Genomic DNA, 16,594 nt, shown 5'->3' with positions numbered 1-16,594 from the left:
TATTTGTTGCTTGCAAAGCGGGCGTGATGCGCAGTTGTGGCGTTGCTTCAGGTAAAATCTACGCCATGAGAATCCTGATCAGCAATGACGACGGCTACCTGGCACCGGGCATCAACGCCCTGGCCAAGGCCCTGGCACCGGTGGCCGACATCGTGGTGGTCGCGCCCGACAGCAACCGCTCCGGGGCGTCCAACTCCCTGTCGCTGGACCGGCCGTTGTCGGTGCAGCGCGCCGACAATGGTTTCTATTTTATCAATGGTACCCCCACCGACTGTGTCCACATCGCGCTGACCGGCATCCTCGACTACCGGCCCGACCTGGTGGTCTCCGGGATCAACAATGGCCCCAATATGGGCGACGACACGCTGTATTCCGGCACCGTGGCGGCTGCCACCGAAGGCTACCTGTTCGGCATCCCGGCCATCGCGTTCTCGCAAGGCGCGTGGGGCTGGGAGCATATCGACGATGCCGCGTTGCATGCGCGCGATATCGTGATGCGGTACTCCGAAACCCTGCCGCGCCCGTATCTGCTCAACGTCAATATTCCGAACTTGCCTTACGGGCAACTGGGCCAGGTGGCTGCCACCCGGCTTGGCCGTCGCCACCAGGCCGAACCCGTGATACGCTCGCAGGATCCGCGCGGGCGCGAAATTTTCTGGATCGGCCCGCCCGGCGCCTGCAAGGACGCGGGCGAGGGCACCGATTTTTACGCGGTCACCCACGGCAAGACGTCGATCACGCCGCTGCAAATCGACCTGACCCATAAAACGCAACTCGCCGCACTCGAAAAAGGCCTGGCATGAGCGACAAACCCCGCAGCTTTCCTTTGCCTCTCTCGTCCGTTGTTGACAAGGGCGCCAGGAAGGCGCCGGTGTTTGCCCCCGTTGCCACGCCCCAAACCGCCACCCAGAATGCTGCCCGCCATGTGCCTGTGCCGGGCCAGCAGCGGCCCGCCGCCGTGGCCACGCCATCGAAGTCGCATGGCTATGCGCAGGAGCGGGCGCAGCCCATCGTCAGCCGCGACCGGCCGCTGGTGTCCGATGCGATCCGTCACGCCATGGCGCAGCGGGTGGCCAGGCAGGGCGTGCGCGATCAGGTGGTGCTGAACGCGTTGGCCACCGTGCCGCGCCACATGTTCATGGACCAGGGACTGGTGTCGCAAGCGTATATCGACGCTTCGCTGCCGATCGGCCACCAGCAAACCATTTCGCAGCCGTACATCGTGGCGCGCATGATCGAGGTGCTGCGCAACGGCGGCCAGCTCAAGCGCGTGCTGGAGATTGGCACCGGCTGCGGCTACCAGGCGGCGGTGCTGGCGTGCGTGGCGCAGGAGGTTTATTCGATCGAGCGCATCAAGCCTTTGCACGAACTGGCCAAGACCAACCTGCGCCCCCTGCGCGTGCCGAATCTGCGCTTGCATTACGGAGATGGTATGCTTGGGCTCCCGCAAGCGGCGCCGTTCGATGGCATCATCCTGGCTGCTGCCGGTTTGCAGGTGCCGCAGCCCCTGCTCGACCAGCTCGCCATCGGCGGCCGGCTGGTGGCGCCGGTGGGCGACAGGACGCAGCAACTGGTGCTGATCACACGCACCGGCAAAGCGCAATGGACCAGCGAAACGCTGGAGGATTGCCATTTTGTGCCGCTGCGCGCGGGCACTGCCTGAGCAGCCGCACACCGCATGTTGCACGGTACACGCCGCACACTGCACCACAATTGAATTTAAGATGAGAATGATTAATAAAAGCAATCTGCTCGTATTGAGCCTGGCGCTGGCTTTCCTCAGCGCTTGCAGCACCGCCCCGAGTCAAGCCCCGGTCATCGACCGCCCCGTCGCACGGCCGGCCGTGAAACCTTCCACGCCGAGCCAGACCGCGCAAGTGTCGCGCGACGAGCGTGGCCTGTACACGGTTCGCAAGGGCGACACCCTGATCCGCATTGCGCTCGAATACGGCCAGAACTACCGCGACCTGGTCACCTGGAACAACCTCAACGACCCCAACGACATCAAGGTGGACCAGGTACTGCGCGTGCTGCCACCCGAGGCCGGCAACGCAGCCCCGAACAGCAGCGGGGTGGAAACCGCCGCCATCATCATGCCGCCGAGCGACAAGGCCACCGCGCCGGCCGTGGTCGCGCGCAAGACCGGACCAAAAGGCGAGAAGCGTCCGTACACCGACGCCACCCTGGCCGAGCTGCAACGCCCGGACGGCGACGCGCCGGCGACGGCAGCCACCACCAGGCCCGCGACGCCGCCTGCCACCACCACCACGCCGCCAGCCGCGCGGCCGCCGGTAACGGCACCGGGGGCGGGCCTGAGCGCCGAAGACGAAAAACTCTCGTGGATGTGGCCGGCCGAAGGACGCGTGATCGCCACCTTCGACGAAGGTAAAAACAAGGGCGTGGACATCGCCGGAAAGGCCGGCCAGCACGTCGTCGCGGCCGGGGCCGGAAAAGTCATGTTTGCCGGCAGCGGCATCCGTGGTTATGGTAATCTGGTGATTGTGAAGCACAGTAATACGCTGTTGTCCGCGTATGCGCACAACCGCACCATCCTGGTCAAGGAAGGGCAGAGCGTGACCAAGGGACAGTTGATCGCCGAGATGGGCGACTCCGATACCGACTCGGTCAAGCTGCACTTCGAGATCCGCCAGCAGGGCAAACCGGTGGATCCGTCGAAGTTCCTGCCGGCCCGTTGACCGCCGTCCGACGAGCGTTGAAATGATCCGAGCCGAGCCATGACAAACACGCCCCACGATCCGCTCGATGACGATGTCCCGGAAGACTTCCGCGACAACGATGCAGTCGATGACGAAGACCTTGCGGAAGATGGGGCGGCAGCAATCGGCATCGGCGCCAGCGTGCTCGAACCCGTCGATGAACTGAAAAAAGTGCTGGCGGCGGAACTGTCCACCGACACCACCCAGCACTACCTGAACCAGATCGGCACCCGGCCGCTGCTCACCGCGCCGCAGGAAGTGCATTACGCCACCCTGGCCAAGGCCGGTGATTTTTCCGCCCGGCAGACCATGATCGAGCACAATCTGCGCCTCGTGGTCTCAATCGCCAAGCACTACATCAACCGCGGCGTGGTGCTGCTCGACCTGATCGAAGAAGGCAACATCGGCCTGATGCGCGCGATCGACAAGTTCGAGCCGGAGCGCGGTTTCCGCTTTTCCACGTACGCCACCTGGTGGATCCGCCAGAGCATCGAGCGCGCCATCATGAACCAGGCGCGCACGGTGCGGCTGCCGGTGCACATGGTGCGCGAGTTGAACCAGATCTTGCGCGGCAAATACCACCTGGAAGCGCAGCAGCACGATGGCAAGGACGCCACCGCCGAGGACATCGCCGCGCTGGTCGGCCGCCCGGTGGAAGAGGTGCAGGACATTCTCGCCTTGTCCGAGCACGCCACCTCGCTCGACGCCCCGCTCGACAACGATCCGCAATCGTCGCTGATGGACTTGCTGCCCGGCGACAGCGACGACAGTCCCGACGCCCGCGCCGAGCATCACGAAATGACGGTGCTGATGCGCGACTGGCTCACCAAGCTGCCCGACAAGCAGCGCATCGTGATCATGCGCCGCTTCGGCCTCGATAACGACGATCCGGCCACGCTGGAAACCCTGGCCGAGGAAATGGGCGTTACCCGCGAGCGCGTGCGCCAGATCCAGCAGGAAGCCCTCATCAAGCTCAAGCGGGCGATGGCGGCGCGTGGCGTGGTCCGCGATTCGCTGCTGTAGTTCCCCCTTCTGCTATCATACTGCCCCTGTGCCACCACCGCCCCCGGCGTGCCCGGACGGGCCGGCGTCCTTCTACTCATTTTGAATTTTATGCAAGATACCATTCTCGAGATTAAATCGCTCAGCATGGACGCCAACGGCGTCGGCCACCTGGAAAACGAAGACGGTTCGCAAGGCAAGGTGGTGTTTGTCGAGGGTGCGCTGCCCGGTGAGCGCGTCAGCTTCACCACCTTTAAGAAAAAGAAGAACTGGGAAATGGCTCGCATGACCACGCTGCACCGCGAATCGTCGATGCGCGTGCAACCCAAGTGCCCGCACTTCAATATGTGCGGCGGCTGCTCGATGCAGCACCTGGAACCGACCGCGCAGGTGGCGATCAAGCAGCGCGTGCTCGAAGATAACCTGTGGCACATCGGCAAAGTGAAACCGCTGACCGTGATGCGGCCGATGTACGGCCCCACCTGGGAATACCGCTACCGCGCGCGCCTGTCGGTGCGCCACGTGGTCAAGAAGGACACGGTGCTGGTCGGCTTCCACGAAAAGCATTCGGCATTCGTGGCCGACATCCAGAGCTGCGAAATCCTGCCGCGCCATGTTTCCGACCTGCTGCTGCCGCTGCGCGCGCTGATCGGTTCGCTCTCCCTGTACAACCAGATTCCGCAAATCGAAGTGGCGATCGGCGAGGGCGTCACCGCGCTGGTGTTGCGCATCATGGCGCCGATGACGGCCGACGATGAAGTCAAGGTCAAGGCGTTCGCCGACCAGCATGGCATCCAGTTCTGGCTGCAAACCAAGGGCCCGGAAACCGCCGCGCCGTACTACCCGCTGGGCCCGGACCTGCACTACCTGCTGCCGGAATTCGGCATCAAGATGCCGTTCAAGCCAGTCGATTTTACGCAGGTCAATCACTACATCAACCGCGTGCTGGTCGCCAAGGCACTGCGCCTGCTGGAAGTGCAGCCGCAAGACCGCGTGGCCGACCTGTTCTGCGGCCTCGGCAACTTCACGCTGCCGCTGGCCACCCAGGCGCGTGAAGTGGTCGGTATCGAAGGCAGCACCACGTTGTCCGAGCGCGCGCTCGACAACGCCAAGGCCAACGGCCTGTCCGATAAAACCACGTTCTACACCCGCAACCTGTTCCTGGTGACGGCCGAGCACCTGGTCGAACTGGGCAAGTTCGACCGCATGCTGATCGACCCGCCCCGCGACGGCGCTGCCGCCCTGTGCGAAGCGCTGGTGGAACTGAGCCAGACCCGCGCCGACCTGTTGCCGCAGCGGCTGGTGTACGTGTCGTGCAGTCCCTCGACGCTGGCGCGCGACGCCGGCATCCTGGTCGGTGCCGGCTATGTGCTCGACAAGGCGGGCGTGGTCAACATGTTCCCGCATACGTCGCACGTGGAATCGATGGCGGTGTTTAATCTCGCGCAGTAAATCAGATTGACTTTGCAGGGGGCGTTTGCAACACTGGGCTCATAATAATTGAGCAACGGAGCTTGCATGCGTTCCCTGTTTCGCTTCCTCTGCGCCGCCGCGTTCTGCGGCCTGCCACTCCTGGCACTGGCGCAAACCACCATCACCGCATTTTCGCCCACCGGCACCGTCAAGGGCGTGCGCCAGGTGACCGCGCGTTTCAGCGGCCAGATGGTGCCGCTCGGCGACATGCGCCTGGGCGACCCGTTCACGGTCGATTGCGCCGAACCGGGCAAGGGCCGCTGGATCGACGGCAGCAACTGGAGCTACGACTTCGAGCGCGACTTGCCGGCCGGCGTGGCGTGCAGCTTTACGGTCAAACCGGATGCGCGCGACCTGGCCGGCCAGCCGGTGGCGGGCGAGCGCCGCTTCGGTTTTGACACCGGCGGTCCGGCCGTGGTGGAGATGCTGCCGTACCAAGGGTCGCAAATCGACGAGCGGCAGATTTTCGTGCTCGGCCTCGATGCGACGGCCAGCGACGCCACCGTCGCGCAGCACGCCTGGTGCCGCGCCGAGGGCATCCACGAAAAAATCGGCGTGCGCGTCCTGGCCGGCGCCGAGCGCGAACAGATCCTCGCGCAGCGCAAGGCTTTTACGCAGCGCTACCTGTCGCTGTACTTCAAGGCGCGCGGCGTGGTGTGGCATGCGGGCATGGCGGTCAAGGACAAGCGCCTGGAACGTTTGCCCCTGGTGGTGCTGCAATGCCAGCGGCCGTTGCCGGCCAAGGCCAAAGTGGCGCTGGTGTGGGGCGCTGGCATGGCGGCCGACAACGGCATCGCCACGCGCCAGGACCAGGCGCTGGCGTTCCGCACGCGGCCCGACTTTACCGCCAAATTTACCTGCGAACGGCTCTCGCCCAAAGCCGGCTGCCTGCCGTTCCTGCCCACCCGCGTGACCTTCTCCGCGCCGGTGCGGCGCACCGATGCGCTGGCCGCCACCCTGACCGGCCCTGGCGCTAAGGTCTTCAAGCCAGAAGTGGAAAAATACCAGGCCAGGGCCGACTACGTGGACAGCATCAGCTTTGCGGGACCGCTGCCGGCCAGCAGCGCCTTGCGCCTGGCGCTGCCGGCCGGGCTGAAAGATGATGCGGGCCGCCTGCTGCTCAACGCCGCGCGCTTTCCGATGACGATCAACACCGACGCCCAGCCGCCGCTGGTGAAATTCCCGGCGCGCTTCGGCATCATCGAAGCGCAGGGCGACAAGCTGCTGCCGGTCACCGTGCGCAACGTGGAGGCGGCGCTTGCTGCAAAATTGGCGGCCGTCGATATCGATGGCGCATCGCTGCGCGTCAACGAAGGCGCCACCGACGAGCAGCAGGACCGGCAGATCGTGCGCTGGCTCGGCCGCATGAGTTGTAACGGCGGCTGGGAGCCGCAGGAGCTGTACCACGAACAGTTGTTCAAGCCGCTGCTGGCCGGCTTCGAAGTCAAGGACGGCAGCGCCGACCGCGTGCAGCGCTTTACCATGCCCAAACCGGGCGGACGCCAGCAGTTCGAAGTGGTGGGCATTCCGTTGAAAAAGCCGGGCTTCTACGTGGTGGAACTGGCCAGCCCGCGCCTGGGCGAAGCTTTATCCGGCAAGCGCCGGACCGCGTACGTCAGTTCGGCCGCGCTGGTGACCAACCTGGTGGCGCACTTCAAGCGCGGCGCGCAGTCGTCGCTGGTGTGGGTCACTTCGCTCGACAAGGGCCAGCCGGTGGCTGGCGCCAGGGTGGCCGTGCGCGATTGCACCGGCAAGCTGCTGTGGCAGGGCGCGACCAACAGCGACGGCGTGGCCAACATCGCCAAAGAACTGGCGGAACCCTCGTGCGAAGCGCGCGAAGGCCTGTTCGTCAGCGCGCGCCACGGCGCCGACATGACGTTCACCCTGTCGAAATGGGATCGCGGCATCGAGAGCTGGCGCTTCAACCTGCCCACCGAATACGGCGGCGCCGACAACGTGGTGGCCAACACGGTGTTTGATCGCACCCTGCTGCGCGCCGGCGAAACGGTGCACATGAAGCACTTCCAGCGCCGCAAGGTCATGCACGGCTTCGCGCTCGAGCCGAACCAGTCGCTCCCGGCCAGCATGTTCGTGATCCACGAGGGCAGCGACCAGCGCTACGAACTGCCGCTGGCCTGGCGCGCCAACGGCAGCGCTGCCAACGACTGGAAGATCCCGCTTGACGCGCGCCAGGGCTGGTACCAGGTGCTGGTCGGCGGCCGCGCAGCTGGCCGCTTCCGCGTCGAGCAGTTCCGCGTGCCGACCATGAAGGCGCTGCTGCAGGGGCCCAAGGCGCCGGCGGTGCAGGCAGCCGCGCTCGACCTCGATCTGCAACTGAGCTACCTGTCCGGCGGCGGCGCCGGTGACGCGCCGGTGCAGTTGCGCACCCTGGTGCAGGACAAGCCGGTGAGCTTCGACGATTATGGCGACTTCACGTTCAGCAATGGCGATGTGAAGGTGGGCGTGGAGCGCAGCGGCGGTGCGTTCGACGAGGACGAGGGCGTTTTCGATGACGGTGAAAACGAGGAAAGCGGTGGCGCCGTGGGTGGTGCTGTCCGCACCCGCAACATCACGCTGGACAAGGCCGGCGGCGCCCGCGTCACCATCGATCAACTGCCCGCGGTGACCGTGCCGCGCGAACTGGCGGCCGAGCTGTCGTACCAGGACGCCAACGGCGAAACCCTGTCCGCCGCCACCCGCGTGGGCCTGTGGCCTGCGGCCGTGGTGGTGGGCATCGCCCCTGACGGCTGGGTACTGAGCCGCGACGCGCTCAAATTCCGGGTGGTGGTGCTCGACCTGCAAGGCAAGCCGGTGGCCGATGCGCCGGTGTCTGTGGACTTCTTCCAGCGTGAATCGACTTCGCACCGGCGCCGCCTGGTTGGCGGCTTTTACGCCTACGAGAACAGCAGCGAAGTAAAAGCGCTGGGTCACGCTTGCCAAGGACGCACCGACGCCAAGGGGCTGCTGGTATGCCAGGTCAAGGCGCCGGCGGCGGGTAACCTGATCCTGCGCGCGCAAACCCAGGACGCGCAGCAGCGCGTGGCCACCGCCCACCGCGAAACGTGGGTGGCCGATGGCGACGACTGGTGGTTCAACGTGTCCGACAACGACCGCATCGACCTGCTGCCCGAACACAAGCGCTACGAGCCGGGCCAGGACGCCAGCTTCCAGGTACGGATGCCGTTCCGCGCGGCGACCGCCCTGGTGACGGTGGAGCGCGAGGGCGTGATCGACAGCTATGTGCGCCCGCTCGCGGGCAGCGCGCCGGTGTTCACGGTGCCGATCAAGGCCGGTTACGCACCGAATGTGTATGTCTCGGCGCTGGTGGTACGCGGGCGCGTGGCCGGCGTGCAGCCGACCGCGCTGGTGGACCTGGGCAAACCCGCCTACAAGCTTGGCATCGCGCCGGTGCGGGTGGGCTGGGCCGCCAATGAACTGAAGGTGCAAGTCGATACCGACCAGCAGGTGTACAAGGTGCGCGACAGGGCCAAGGTCAGGGTGCGGGTCACGCGCGCGGACGGCTTGGCGCCGCCGGCGGGTGCCGAAGTGGCGCTGGCGGCGGTCGACGTGGGACTGCTGGAACTGATGCCCAACACCAGCTGGAACCTGCTCGACGCCATGATGCAGCAGCGCAGCCTGCAAGTGCAAACGGCCACCGCGCAGATGCAGGTGGTGGGCAAGCGCCACTTCGGTCGCAAGGCGGTGGCGGCCGGCGGTGGCGGTGGCAAGGGCGGCGGGCGCGAGCTGTTCGATACGCTGCTGTTCTGGAAGGCGCAGGTGGCGCTCGCCGCCGACGGCACGGCTTCGGTCGAAGTGCCATTGAACGACTCGCTCACGGCGTTTCGCATCGTCGCCATCGCCAGCGCCCAGGCAGGCCTGTTTGGCACCGGCCAGGCCGAGGTGCGCAGCACGCAGGACCTGATGCTGCTGTCCGGCTTGCCGGCGCTGGTGCGCGAGGGCGACCGCCTGCGCGCCATCTACACGGTGCGCAACACCACCGCCGCCGCGCTCGACGTGGCGCTGACGGCCAGGGCGGGCGCGCAGACGCTGCCCACCCAAAAGGTCGCACTCGAGGCGGGGCAGGCGAAGGAAATCGGCTGGGACTACCAGGTGCCGGCCGGCGTGACCGCGCTGGCGTGGGAGGTGGGAGCCAATGTTGCAGGCACTGACGCGCGCGACAGCATCAAGGTCAGCCAGAAAGTGGCGCCGGCGGTACCGGTGCGCACCACGCAAGCGACCTTGCTGCAACTCGATGGCAAGCAGTCGCTGGCGATGCGCCTACCCGACGATGCGCTGCCCGGACGGGGTGCGGTGCAGGCGCAGTTCAGTGCGCGCCTGGGCGGCGACCTGCCGGGCGTGCGCGACTTCATGCGCGACTATCCGTACCGCTGCTTCGAGCAGGTGACCTCGCGCGCGATCGCGCTGCGCGATCCGGCACTGTGGCGCACGGCGGTGGCCACCTTGCCGGCGCACCTGGACAGCAATGGCCTGGTCAAGTACTTCGCTCCTATGCTGCACGGCAGCGACAGCCTGACCGCCTACGTGCTGTCGGCCAGCCAGGAGGCCGGCTACGAGATTCCGGCGGAACTCAAGGCGCGCATGGAGTCGGGCTTGCAGGCCTTTGTGCAGGGCAAGCTGTGGCTCGAATCGCCGCTGCCCACGGCCGACCTGGCGGTACGCAAGGTGGCGGCGCTGGAGGCGCTCTCGCGCAGTAACGCCATCAACCACGACGACCTCGAATCGTTCACGGTCGCGCCCAACCTGTGGCCCACGTCGGCCGTGATCGACTGGTACTTGGTGCTGAAACGCTCGCCCCAGCTGCCGCAGCAGGCCAGGCAGCTGGCCCAGGCCGAGCAGATCCTGCGTGCGCGGCTGAACCTGCAAGGCACGACCATGGGCTTTGCCACCGAGCGCACCGACAACTGGTGGTGGCTGATGTCGTCGGCCGACAGCAACGCCAACCGGCTGCTACTGGCCATGGCCGACAATCCCGCCTGGCGCGCCGACATGGGACGGCTGGCGCGCGGCACGCTGGGACGTCAGCGCGCGGGGCACTGGGATACGACCGTGTCGAACGCCTGGGGTGTGCTGGCCATGGACCGTTTCAGCGCCGTGTTCGAGCGCGCGCCGGTAACCGGCAGCGCGACTGCCGCGTTGGGTGGGGCCAGCAAGTCGGTGAGTTTCGGTGCGGTGTCTGCTGATGCCAGCGTTGGCAGCAATGCAGGCGTAGAGGTCGGGGTCAAGGCTGGCAGCAAGTCCGGAATTCCGGCCGATCCGAAAGCCGCGCCGACTACCGACCTCAAGTCGACCACCGTCGCACTGCCATGGCCGAAGGGCAGCAGCACGCTGGACCTGGTCCACGCCGGCACCGGCAAACCGTGGGTAACGGTGCGCACGCTGGCGGCGCTGCCGCTCAAGGCGCCGGTATCGAGCGGCTACACCATCGCCAAGACCATCACGCCGGTCGAGCAGAAGACGCGCGGCGTGTGGTCGCGCGGCGATGTGTACCGGGTGCGGCTCGAGCTGGAAGCGCAGTCGGACATGACCTGGGTGGTGGTCGACGATCCGATTCCCGCCAGCGCCACCGTGCTCGGTTCTGGACTGGGGCGTGACGCGGCGCTGCTGGACCGGGGCAACCGCAGGTCCGGCTGGGCGTGGCTGGCGTTCGAGGAGCGCAGCTTCGACGGTTACCGGGCGTTTTACGAATTCGTCCCCAAGGGTAAATGGAGTGTCGAGTACACGGTGCGGCTGAACAATCCCGGCCAGTTCAACCTGCCGCCCACGCGGGTGGAAGCGCTGTACAGCCCCGAGATGTTCGGCGCGGCGCCCAACGCGCAGGTGGTGGTCAAATGAGCGGGATGGCTGAGCGGATCGCCGTGCCGGTACGCGCTTGGGCAAATACCCGTAGATGGGCGGGGGCGGGGGCGGGGGCACGGACATTTTCGTGGTCGCTGGCGCTGGCCGCCTGCGCAGCGCTGGCCCAGCCGGCAGCATCGGCGGCATCGTCCATACCCACGCCGGAACAGGTGCGCGCAGCATACCGCAGCTCGGAGGCTGTACTGCTCGACCGCCACGGTGTACCGGTACAGTCGCTGCGCATCGACATGAAGGCGCGCCGGCTCGACTGGGTGTCGTTTGACGATATCTCGCCCGCCTTGCCGGCGGCGATCCTGCAAGCGGAGGACCAGCGCTTCTACGAGCATGGCGGCGTGGACTGGAACGCGGCGGCCAAGGCGGCGTGGGACAACCTGTTCCGCATCCGCCCGCGCGGCGCGTCCACCATCACCATGCAGCTGGCGGCGCTGCTTGATCCGGCCTTGCTGCCGAAGTCGAAGGGACGTAGCTGGGGCCAGAAGTGGGACCAGATCCAGGCCGCGCGCGAGCTCGATGCAGGCTGGACCAAGCGCCAGATCATCGAAGCCTATGTGAACCTGGTGTCGTTCCGGGGCGAGTTACAGGGCGTGGGCGCCGCCTCGCGCGGGCTGTTCGGCAAGGCGCCTTCGGGGCTGAACCTGACCGAGTCGGCCATCCTGGCCAGCCTGCTGCGCGCGCCGTCGGCCGCGCCGCGCCTGGTGTCGCAGCGCGCCTGCGCACTGGCGCGCGAGCTGCGCATGCCGGCCACCTGCGCCGATATCGAGCTGCGCACCGCCATCGCGCTGGGCCGACCGCAGCTGGCTGCGGGCATGGCGCCCGCGCCGCAGGTGGCGCAGCAGCTGCTGACCGGAATGGCAGCCGGGCAGTCGGTGCGCAGCACGCTCGACGCCGACGTGCAGCGCTTCGCCCAGGGCGCGTTGCGCCAGCAGTTGATGGCGCTTACCGCGCGCAACGTCAACGACGGCGCAGTGCTGGTGCTCGACAACGCCAGCGGCGACATCCTGGCGTATGTCGGCAACGCTGGTGGCGCCGAGGTCGATGGCGTGGCCGCGCTGCGCCAGGCCGGCTCCACCTTGAAACCGTTCCTGTACCAGCTGGCGCTGGAGCGCCGCCTGCTTACCGCCGCCTCGCTGATGGACGACAGCAGCTTCGGGATCGCCACCGGGGCCGGCACCTACGCGCCGCAGAACTACGACAAGGGTTTTAAAGGGTATGTCAGTGTGCGCACCAGCCTGGCCAGCTCGCTCAACGTGCCGGCCGTGCGCACCCTGGTGATGACGGGCCTGGACCGCTTTTACGCGCGCCTGCGCGACGTGGGCCTGAGCAGCCTGACCGAATCGGCCGACTACTACGGCTACTCACTGGCGCTCGGCTCGGCCGAAGTGTCGCTGCTCGAATTGACCAATGCCTACCGCACGCTGGCCAATGGCGGCCTGTATGCGCCGGCCAGGCTGGTGGCCACGGTTGACGCACTTGCCGGCGTTGGGGCAGGCGCAAGGGCAGGTGGCAGCGCGCCAGCCAAGTCGCTGCGGGTGCTCGATGCGCGCACCAGCTTCATCATCGGCGACATCCTGGCCGACCGCGGCGCGCGCAGCACCACCTTCGGGCTGAAAAACGAACTGGCCACCACGTTCTGGAGCGCGGTCAAAACCGGTACCAGCAAGGACATGCGCGACAACTGGTGCATCGGTTACTCGGACCGCTACACCGTCGGCGTCTGGGTCGGCAACTTCGATGGCCAGGCCATGTGGGACGTCTCGGGCGTGACGGGCGCCGCGCCGGTGTGGCGCGACGTGATGGACTACCTGCACCACGGCCAGCCCAGCCGCGCACCGGCCGCGCCGGCCGGCGTGGTACGGCGCCAAGTCGCCTGGCAGCCGGCGCTGGAACCGACCCGCGCCGAGTGGTTTTTGGCCGGCACCGAAACCTCGGTCGTGGCGCTGGTGCAGGACAGCGATGCCGGCCAACCACCGGCCATCGTCTACCCCGCGCCCGGCAGCGTGATCGCCATCGACCCCGACATCCCGGCCGGCCGCGAACGGGTGATGTTCCACGCCCAGGCTGCACAAGGCCTGACCTGGCGCCTGAACGGCGCCGCCCTGACCGCCGCCAGCGCCGACTTCTCCTGGACCCCGCAACCGGGCACCCACGAACTGGCGCTGGTGGACGCGGCCGACAAGGTCGTGGCCAGCAGCCGCTTCCAGGTGCGCGGCAATGCGCGTTAGGATGCTTGAATTTCCCGCCGCAACGTGCAAACATGGGACATTGAATAACTCGTGTTTGACACATTTGCGGGTTTGTAGAGGAGGCATCATGGCTACCGCATCGATCAAGCAGCGCATTTCGGCGCGCATTCGCTCGTCCAAGAGCTCGGTGTTCTTGCGCCAGGAGTTCGATCACTTTGGTGGATATCGGCAAGTAAGCCGTGTCATCAAGGAACTTGCAGAACTGGGGCAAATCATGCGTGTCGGCTACGGCGTCTATGTAAAGGCGCGGCCTTCTACCATCAGCGGCAAGCCCGTTCCTGAAGGGGCGCTGCTTGATATAGGCCTTGAAGCCATGCGGAAACTTGGCGTAAAAGCTGATATTGGCACCGAAGCGCGGGAACTTCGTGCCGGTACGAGTACTCAAATGCCTATGTCCGCTGTGATCAGCGTAGGTAAATCCCGGGTGCGCCGTGCCATCGCGATTGGCAATCGCAAAATCATGTATGAGAAAGATTGAAAGCTACCAAAGCCAAAAGATATCCGACCTGATCAATGAAAAGGGCCTTGCCATCGCAGAATATGCGCTTGAAAAGGACTTTATTGTCACGGCGGTGCTCAAGGTCATTAGTCAACTCAACAACGACGATTTCAGCTGCGTGTTTTGCGGCGGAACCTGCCTTTCCAAGGCCTACGGACTACTTGCCAGGATTTCGGAAGATGTTGATTTCAAGGTCATCAGCAAGGCGGTCGGAGTCCTGGGTAATAGCAAGCGACGTGATCTCTTAGGTGCCCTCAAACGTCAGGCGGTCGAGTGCTTGGTAGCGTCAGGATTTCCAGTTGAGTATGTCAAAGTCGATAAGGCTCGCAATAACAACGGATACATGCTGCTCAGCATCGCCTACGAGTCATATTTCTCGCCTGGCGTCGACTTGCGCGCACACGTCAGGTTGGAGTTCAATCACACTCAACTGTCTGCCCCGGTAGCCACCAAAAAAATCGGACTGCTATTCGATGTCCTTGCAGGAGCCACTGTCGGACAAACATTCGAGGTGGCATGTATAGACTTGATGGAAGCGGCGGTCGAGAAGCTGGTGCTTTTTCCCCGGCGCCTGGCGCTGTATCGAGCGCATCCTGGGCGAATCTTCGATCCCTCAATGGTTCGTCACCTCTACGACATTCACCAAATCGCCGCAGCCTATCCAGCTTTATTCAGTCCGAGTGACCACCTCAAGTCATTGATGCTCACCGTCATAAAAAAAGACGCTCAGTTGTATTCTCGCCAGCATCCTGAGTTTTTCTCCGATCCTGTCGGTGAGTTGAACAGGGTAGTGGAATGGATTCAAACTGATGCGCAGATACGGCAGCGTTACGACCGATTCATACGCGTCATGGTGTATGGACGTGATCCGCCGACGTTCGATATGGCGTGCAATACTTTCCAGTATGCCTTGCGATCAGCAGTGCCAGCGCCGGAGAACCCAGCGCACTGACGTAACTCCGCCCGCAAGCGCCCCTGCCGCCAGCCAGCCCAGATAGATAATGATCGCAAGATTCGACTGCAGCATGGGCCCAAAGCCGATCGTCAGCGTGGCGAGAAGGGCAGCGATCACCGTGCCGGGTGCAGCGCCGCATGCAAAGACGACCGCCAGCGCGAAGGCAGTGCGGGTGGAGTATTTGAAGCGGAAAATGCCGAACAGGCCGGCGAACAGCGGCGTGCCGGCGATGATCATGACGATAAGCGAGACTGCGGGACCCATGGCGCTCCGATATGTGTTGATGGATTGTACTGATTTTCGGGAACGGGGCGCCAATAAAAAAGCCGCCAACCCGTAAAGGTTGGCGGCTTTTGTCGTCAGCCGGTCGGGAAGACCGGCATGGATGTTAGAGCTTAGTCGCGGCTACCGCCCGCAAAGCCCAGCAGCGACAGCAGGCTGGTGAAGATGTTGTAGACGTCCAAGTACAGGCGCAGGGTAGCGCTGACGTAGTTGGTTTCGCCGCCGTTGACGATCTGCTGCACGTCGTACAGGATGTAAGCCGAGAAGATGGCGATGGCCACGACCGAGATCACGATGCTCAGGGCAGGGATGGCGAAGAAGATGTTGGCCAGCGATGCCAGGATCAGCACGATCACGCCGGCGAACAGCCAGGTGCCCATGCCCGAGAAATCACGCTTGGTCACGGTGGCGATCGATGCCAGTACTGCGAACACCGAAGCCGTACCACCGAAGGCCATCATGATCAGCGTGCCGCCGTTGGAAAAGCCCATGATGCGGGTGAGCAGCGGTGTGAGCATGATACCCATGAAGAACGTGAAGCCCAGCAGCAAGGCTACGCCCAGGCCGGAGTTCTTGTTCTTTTCGATGGCCCAGATGAAGCCGAAGGCGCCAGCCAGGAACACGATCATCATCAGGCCGCCGCCCAGGGGCAGGTGCAGCGCCATGCCGAGTGCAGCGCCCAGCACGGTCGGGATCATCGACAGTGCCAGCAGCCAGTACGTGTTACGCAACACGTTGTGCTGCACCGCCCGGCGACCGGTACTCAGGTCGTAGGTGTTTTGTTGCAAGTTGTTCATGATGCCTCCAATAGTTGGTGCGGAGCAATCCGCTTAGATAAAAGGATAGCACGCCCGCGCGACATTACCGAAAAAACTGCGGCAAAAGCCCTTAAAGAGGGCTTAAACCGGCTTCAAATGCCCGATATCGTGCTTGCGCGGCTTCAAAATGCTCTATCGTGAGCCATTGTTCGGGCCAATCTGGTGCCGGTTCTCGAAAGTCCGTAGTGTTCTATGTTAAAATCGAAGGTTGATTGAACTATCAATTCTTGTTTTAAACCTTTCTTTTTATTGGAGTTTTTCAAATGGCAATCGAACGCACCCTGTCGATCATCAAACCAGACGCAGTTGCAAAAAACGTAATCGGCCAAATCTACAGCCGCTTCGAAAACGCTGGCCTGAAGATCGTTGCTGCGCAAATGAAGCAACTGTCGCGTGAAGAAGCTGAAGGCTTCTACGCTGCGCACAAAGAGCGCGGCTTCTTCAAGGATCTGGTTGATTTCATGGTGTCGGGTCCAGTCATGATCCAGGCCCTGGAAGGCGAAAACGCCGTCCTGAAAAACCGCGAACTGATGGGCGCTACCGATCCTAAGAAGGCTGACAAAGGCACCATCCGTGCTGACTTCGCCGACTCGATCGATGCCAACGCCGTTCACGGTTCGGACGCAGTAGAAGCCGCACAAGTAGAAATCGCCTACTTCTTCGGCAAGTAATTTTTTGTAATGTCTCCGTTTCCGCCTTGGTGGAAACGGAAACTTTTTGTATTGTTT

12 protein-coding genes are annotated in these 16,594 nt (G+C 64.5%); 10 read left to right on the top strand and 2 right to left on the bottom strand.

Annotated elements, in window-relative coordinates; genetic code table 11:
* Nucleotides 1-65 precede the first annotated feature (65 nt).
* The 9 genes from surE to F8197_RS16425 all read left to right on the top strand — a co-directional run bounded on the left by surE (nt 66) and on the right by F8197_RS16425 (nt 14,763).
* The gene (gene surE / locus F8197_RS16465) at nt 66-803 is read left to right on the top strand and encodes a 5'/3'-nucleotidase SurE (protein ID WP_019920474.1); all 738 of its coding nucleotides are present in this window, start codon (nt 66-68) and stop codon (nt 801-803) included.
* A complete protein-coding gene (locus tag F8197_RS16460) occupies nt 800-1,663 on the top strand; it encodes a protein-L-isoaspartate(D-aspartate) O-methyltransferase (protein WP_056143397.1) in 864 nt (287 codons plus the stop codon). The genes surE and F8197_RS16460 overlap by 4 nt, the downstream gene beginning before the upstream one ends.
* Before the next feature lie 67 nt (nt 1,664-1,730).
* Nucleotides 1,731-2,696, top strand: a complete 966-nt coding sequence (locus F8197_RS16455) for a peptidoglycan DD-metalloendopeptidase family protein (RefSeq protein WP_152882944.1) — start codon at nt 1,731-1,733, stop codon at nt 2,694-2,696.
* Nucleotides 2,697-2,735: 39 nt separating this feature from the next.
* The gene (gene rpoS / locus F8197_RS16450; RefSeq protein ID WP_056143403.1) at nt 2,736-3,740 is read left to right on the top strand and encodes an RNA polymerase sigma factor RpoS; all 1,005 of its coding nucleotides are present in this window, start codon (nt 2,736-2,738) and stop codon (nt 3,738-3,740) included.
* A 90-nt stretch (nt 3,741-3,830) separates the two neighbouring features.
* Nucleotides 3,831-5,171: a 23S rRNA (uracil(1939)-C(5))-methyltransferase RlmD gene (rlmD, locus tag F8197_RS16445; RefSeq protein WP_056143407.1), complete on the top strand. Its 1,341-nt coding sequence runs from the start codon at nt 3,831-3,833 to the stop codon at nt 5,169-5,171.
* Nucleotides 5,172-5,237: 66 nt separating this feature from the next.
* Nucleotides 5,238-11,045: an alpha-2-macroglobulin gene (locus tag F8197_RS16440; protein ID WP_152882742.1), complete on the top strand. Its 5,808-nt coding sequence runs from the start codon at nt 5,238-5,240 to the stop codon at nt 11,043-11,045.
* Nucleotides 11,042-13,291, top strand: a complete 2,250-nt coding sequence (gene pbpC / locus F8197_RS16435; protein ID WP_227012279.1) for a penicillin-binding protein 1C — start codon at nt 11,042-11,044, stop codon at nt 13,289-13,291. The genes F8197_RS16440 and pbpC overlap by 4 nt, the downstream gene beginning before the upstream one ends.
* A gap of 88 nt (nt 13,292-13,379) precedes the next feature.
* Nucleotides 13,380-13,790 carry a DUF6088 family protein gene (locus F8197_RS16430; protein WP_152882741.1) on the top strand — a complete coding sequence of 137 codons (411 nt, stop codon included), beginning with the start codon at nt 13,380-13,382 and terminating at the stop codon, nt 13,788-13,790.
* Nucleotides 13,777-14,763, top strand: a complete 987-nt coding sequence (locus F8197_RS16425) for a nucleotidyl transferase AbiEii/AbiGii toxin family protein (RefSeq protein ID WP_152882740.1) — start codon at nt 13,777-13,779, stop codon at nt 14,761-14,763. Before F8197_RS16430 ends, F8197_RS16425 begins: the two co-directional genes overlap by 14 nt.
* Here F8197_RS16425 and F8197_RS16420 read toward each other — a convergent pair.
* On the bottom strand, nt 14,728-15,030 hold the full coding sequence (locus tag F8197_RS16420; RefSeq protein WP_152882739.1) for a hypothetical protein: 303 nt from the start codon (nt 15,028-15,030) through the stop codon (nt 14,728-14,730). The two genes, F8197_RS16425 and F8197_RS16420, sit on opposite strands and share 36 nt — an antisense overlap.
* A gap of 131 nt (nt 15,031-15,161) precedes the next feature.
* Entirely contained in the window at nt 15,162-15,845 is a 684-nt protein-coding gene (locus F8197_RS16415; protein ID WP_056143415.1) for a Bax inhibitor-1/YccA family protein, read from the bottom strand.
* Nucleotides 15,846-16,129: 284 nt separating this feature from the next.
* Here F8197_RS16415 and ndk point away from each other — a divergent pair, with 284 nt between their 5' ends.
* Nucleotides 16,130-16,537, top strand: coding sequence for a nucleoside-diphosphate kinase (ndk, locus tag F8197_RS16410; protein WP_019920462.1), 408 nt, complete (start codon nt 16,130-16,132; stop codon nt 16,535-16,537).
* Nucleotides 16,538-16,594 lie beyond the last annotated feature (57 nt).

Source organism: Duganella sp. FT27W, assembly GCF_009295655.1.
Taxonomy (GTDB): domain Bacteria; phylum Pseudomonadota; class Gammaproteobacteria; order Burkholderiales; family Burkholderiaceae_D; genus Rugamonas; species Rugamonas zoogloeoides.
This window is presented reverse-complemented; position numbering and strand designations above follow the sequence as displayed.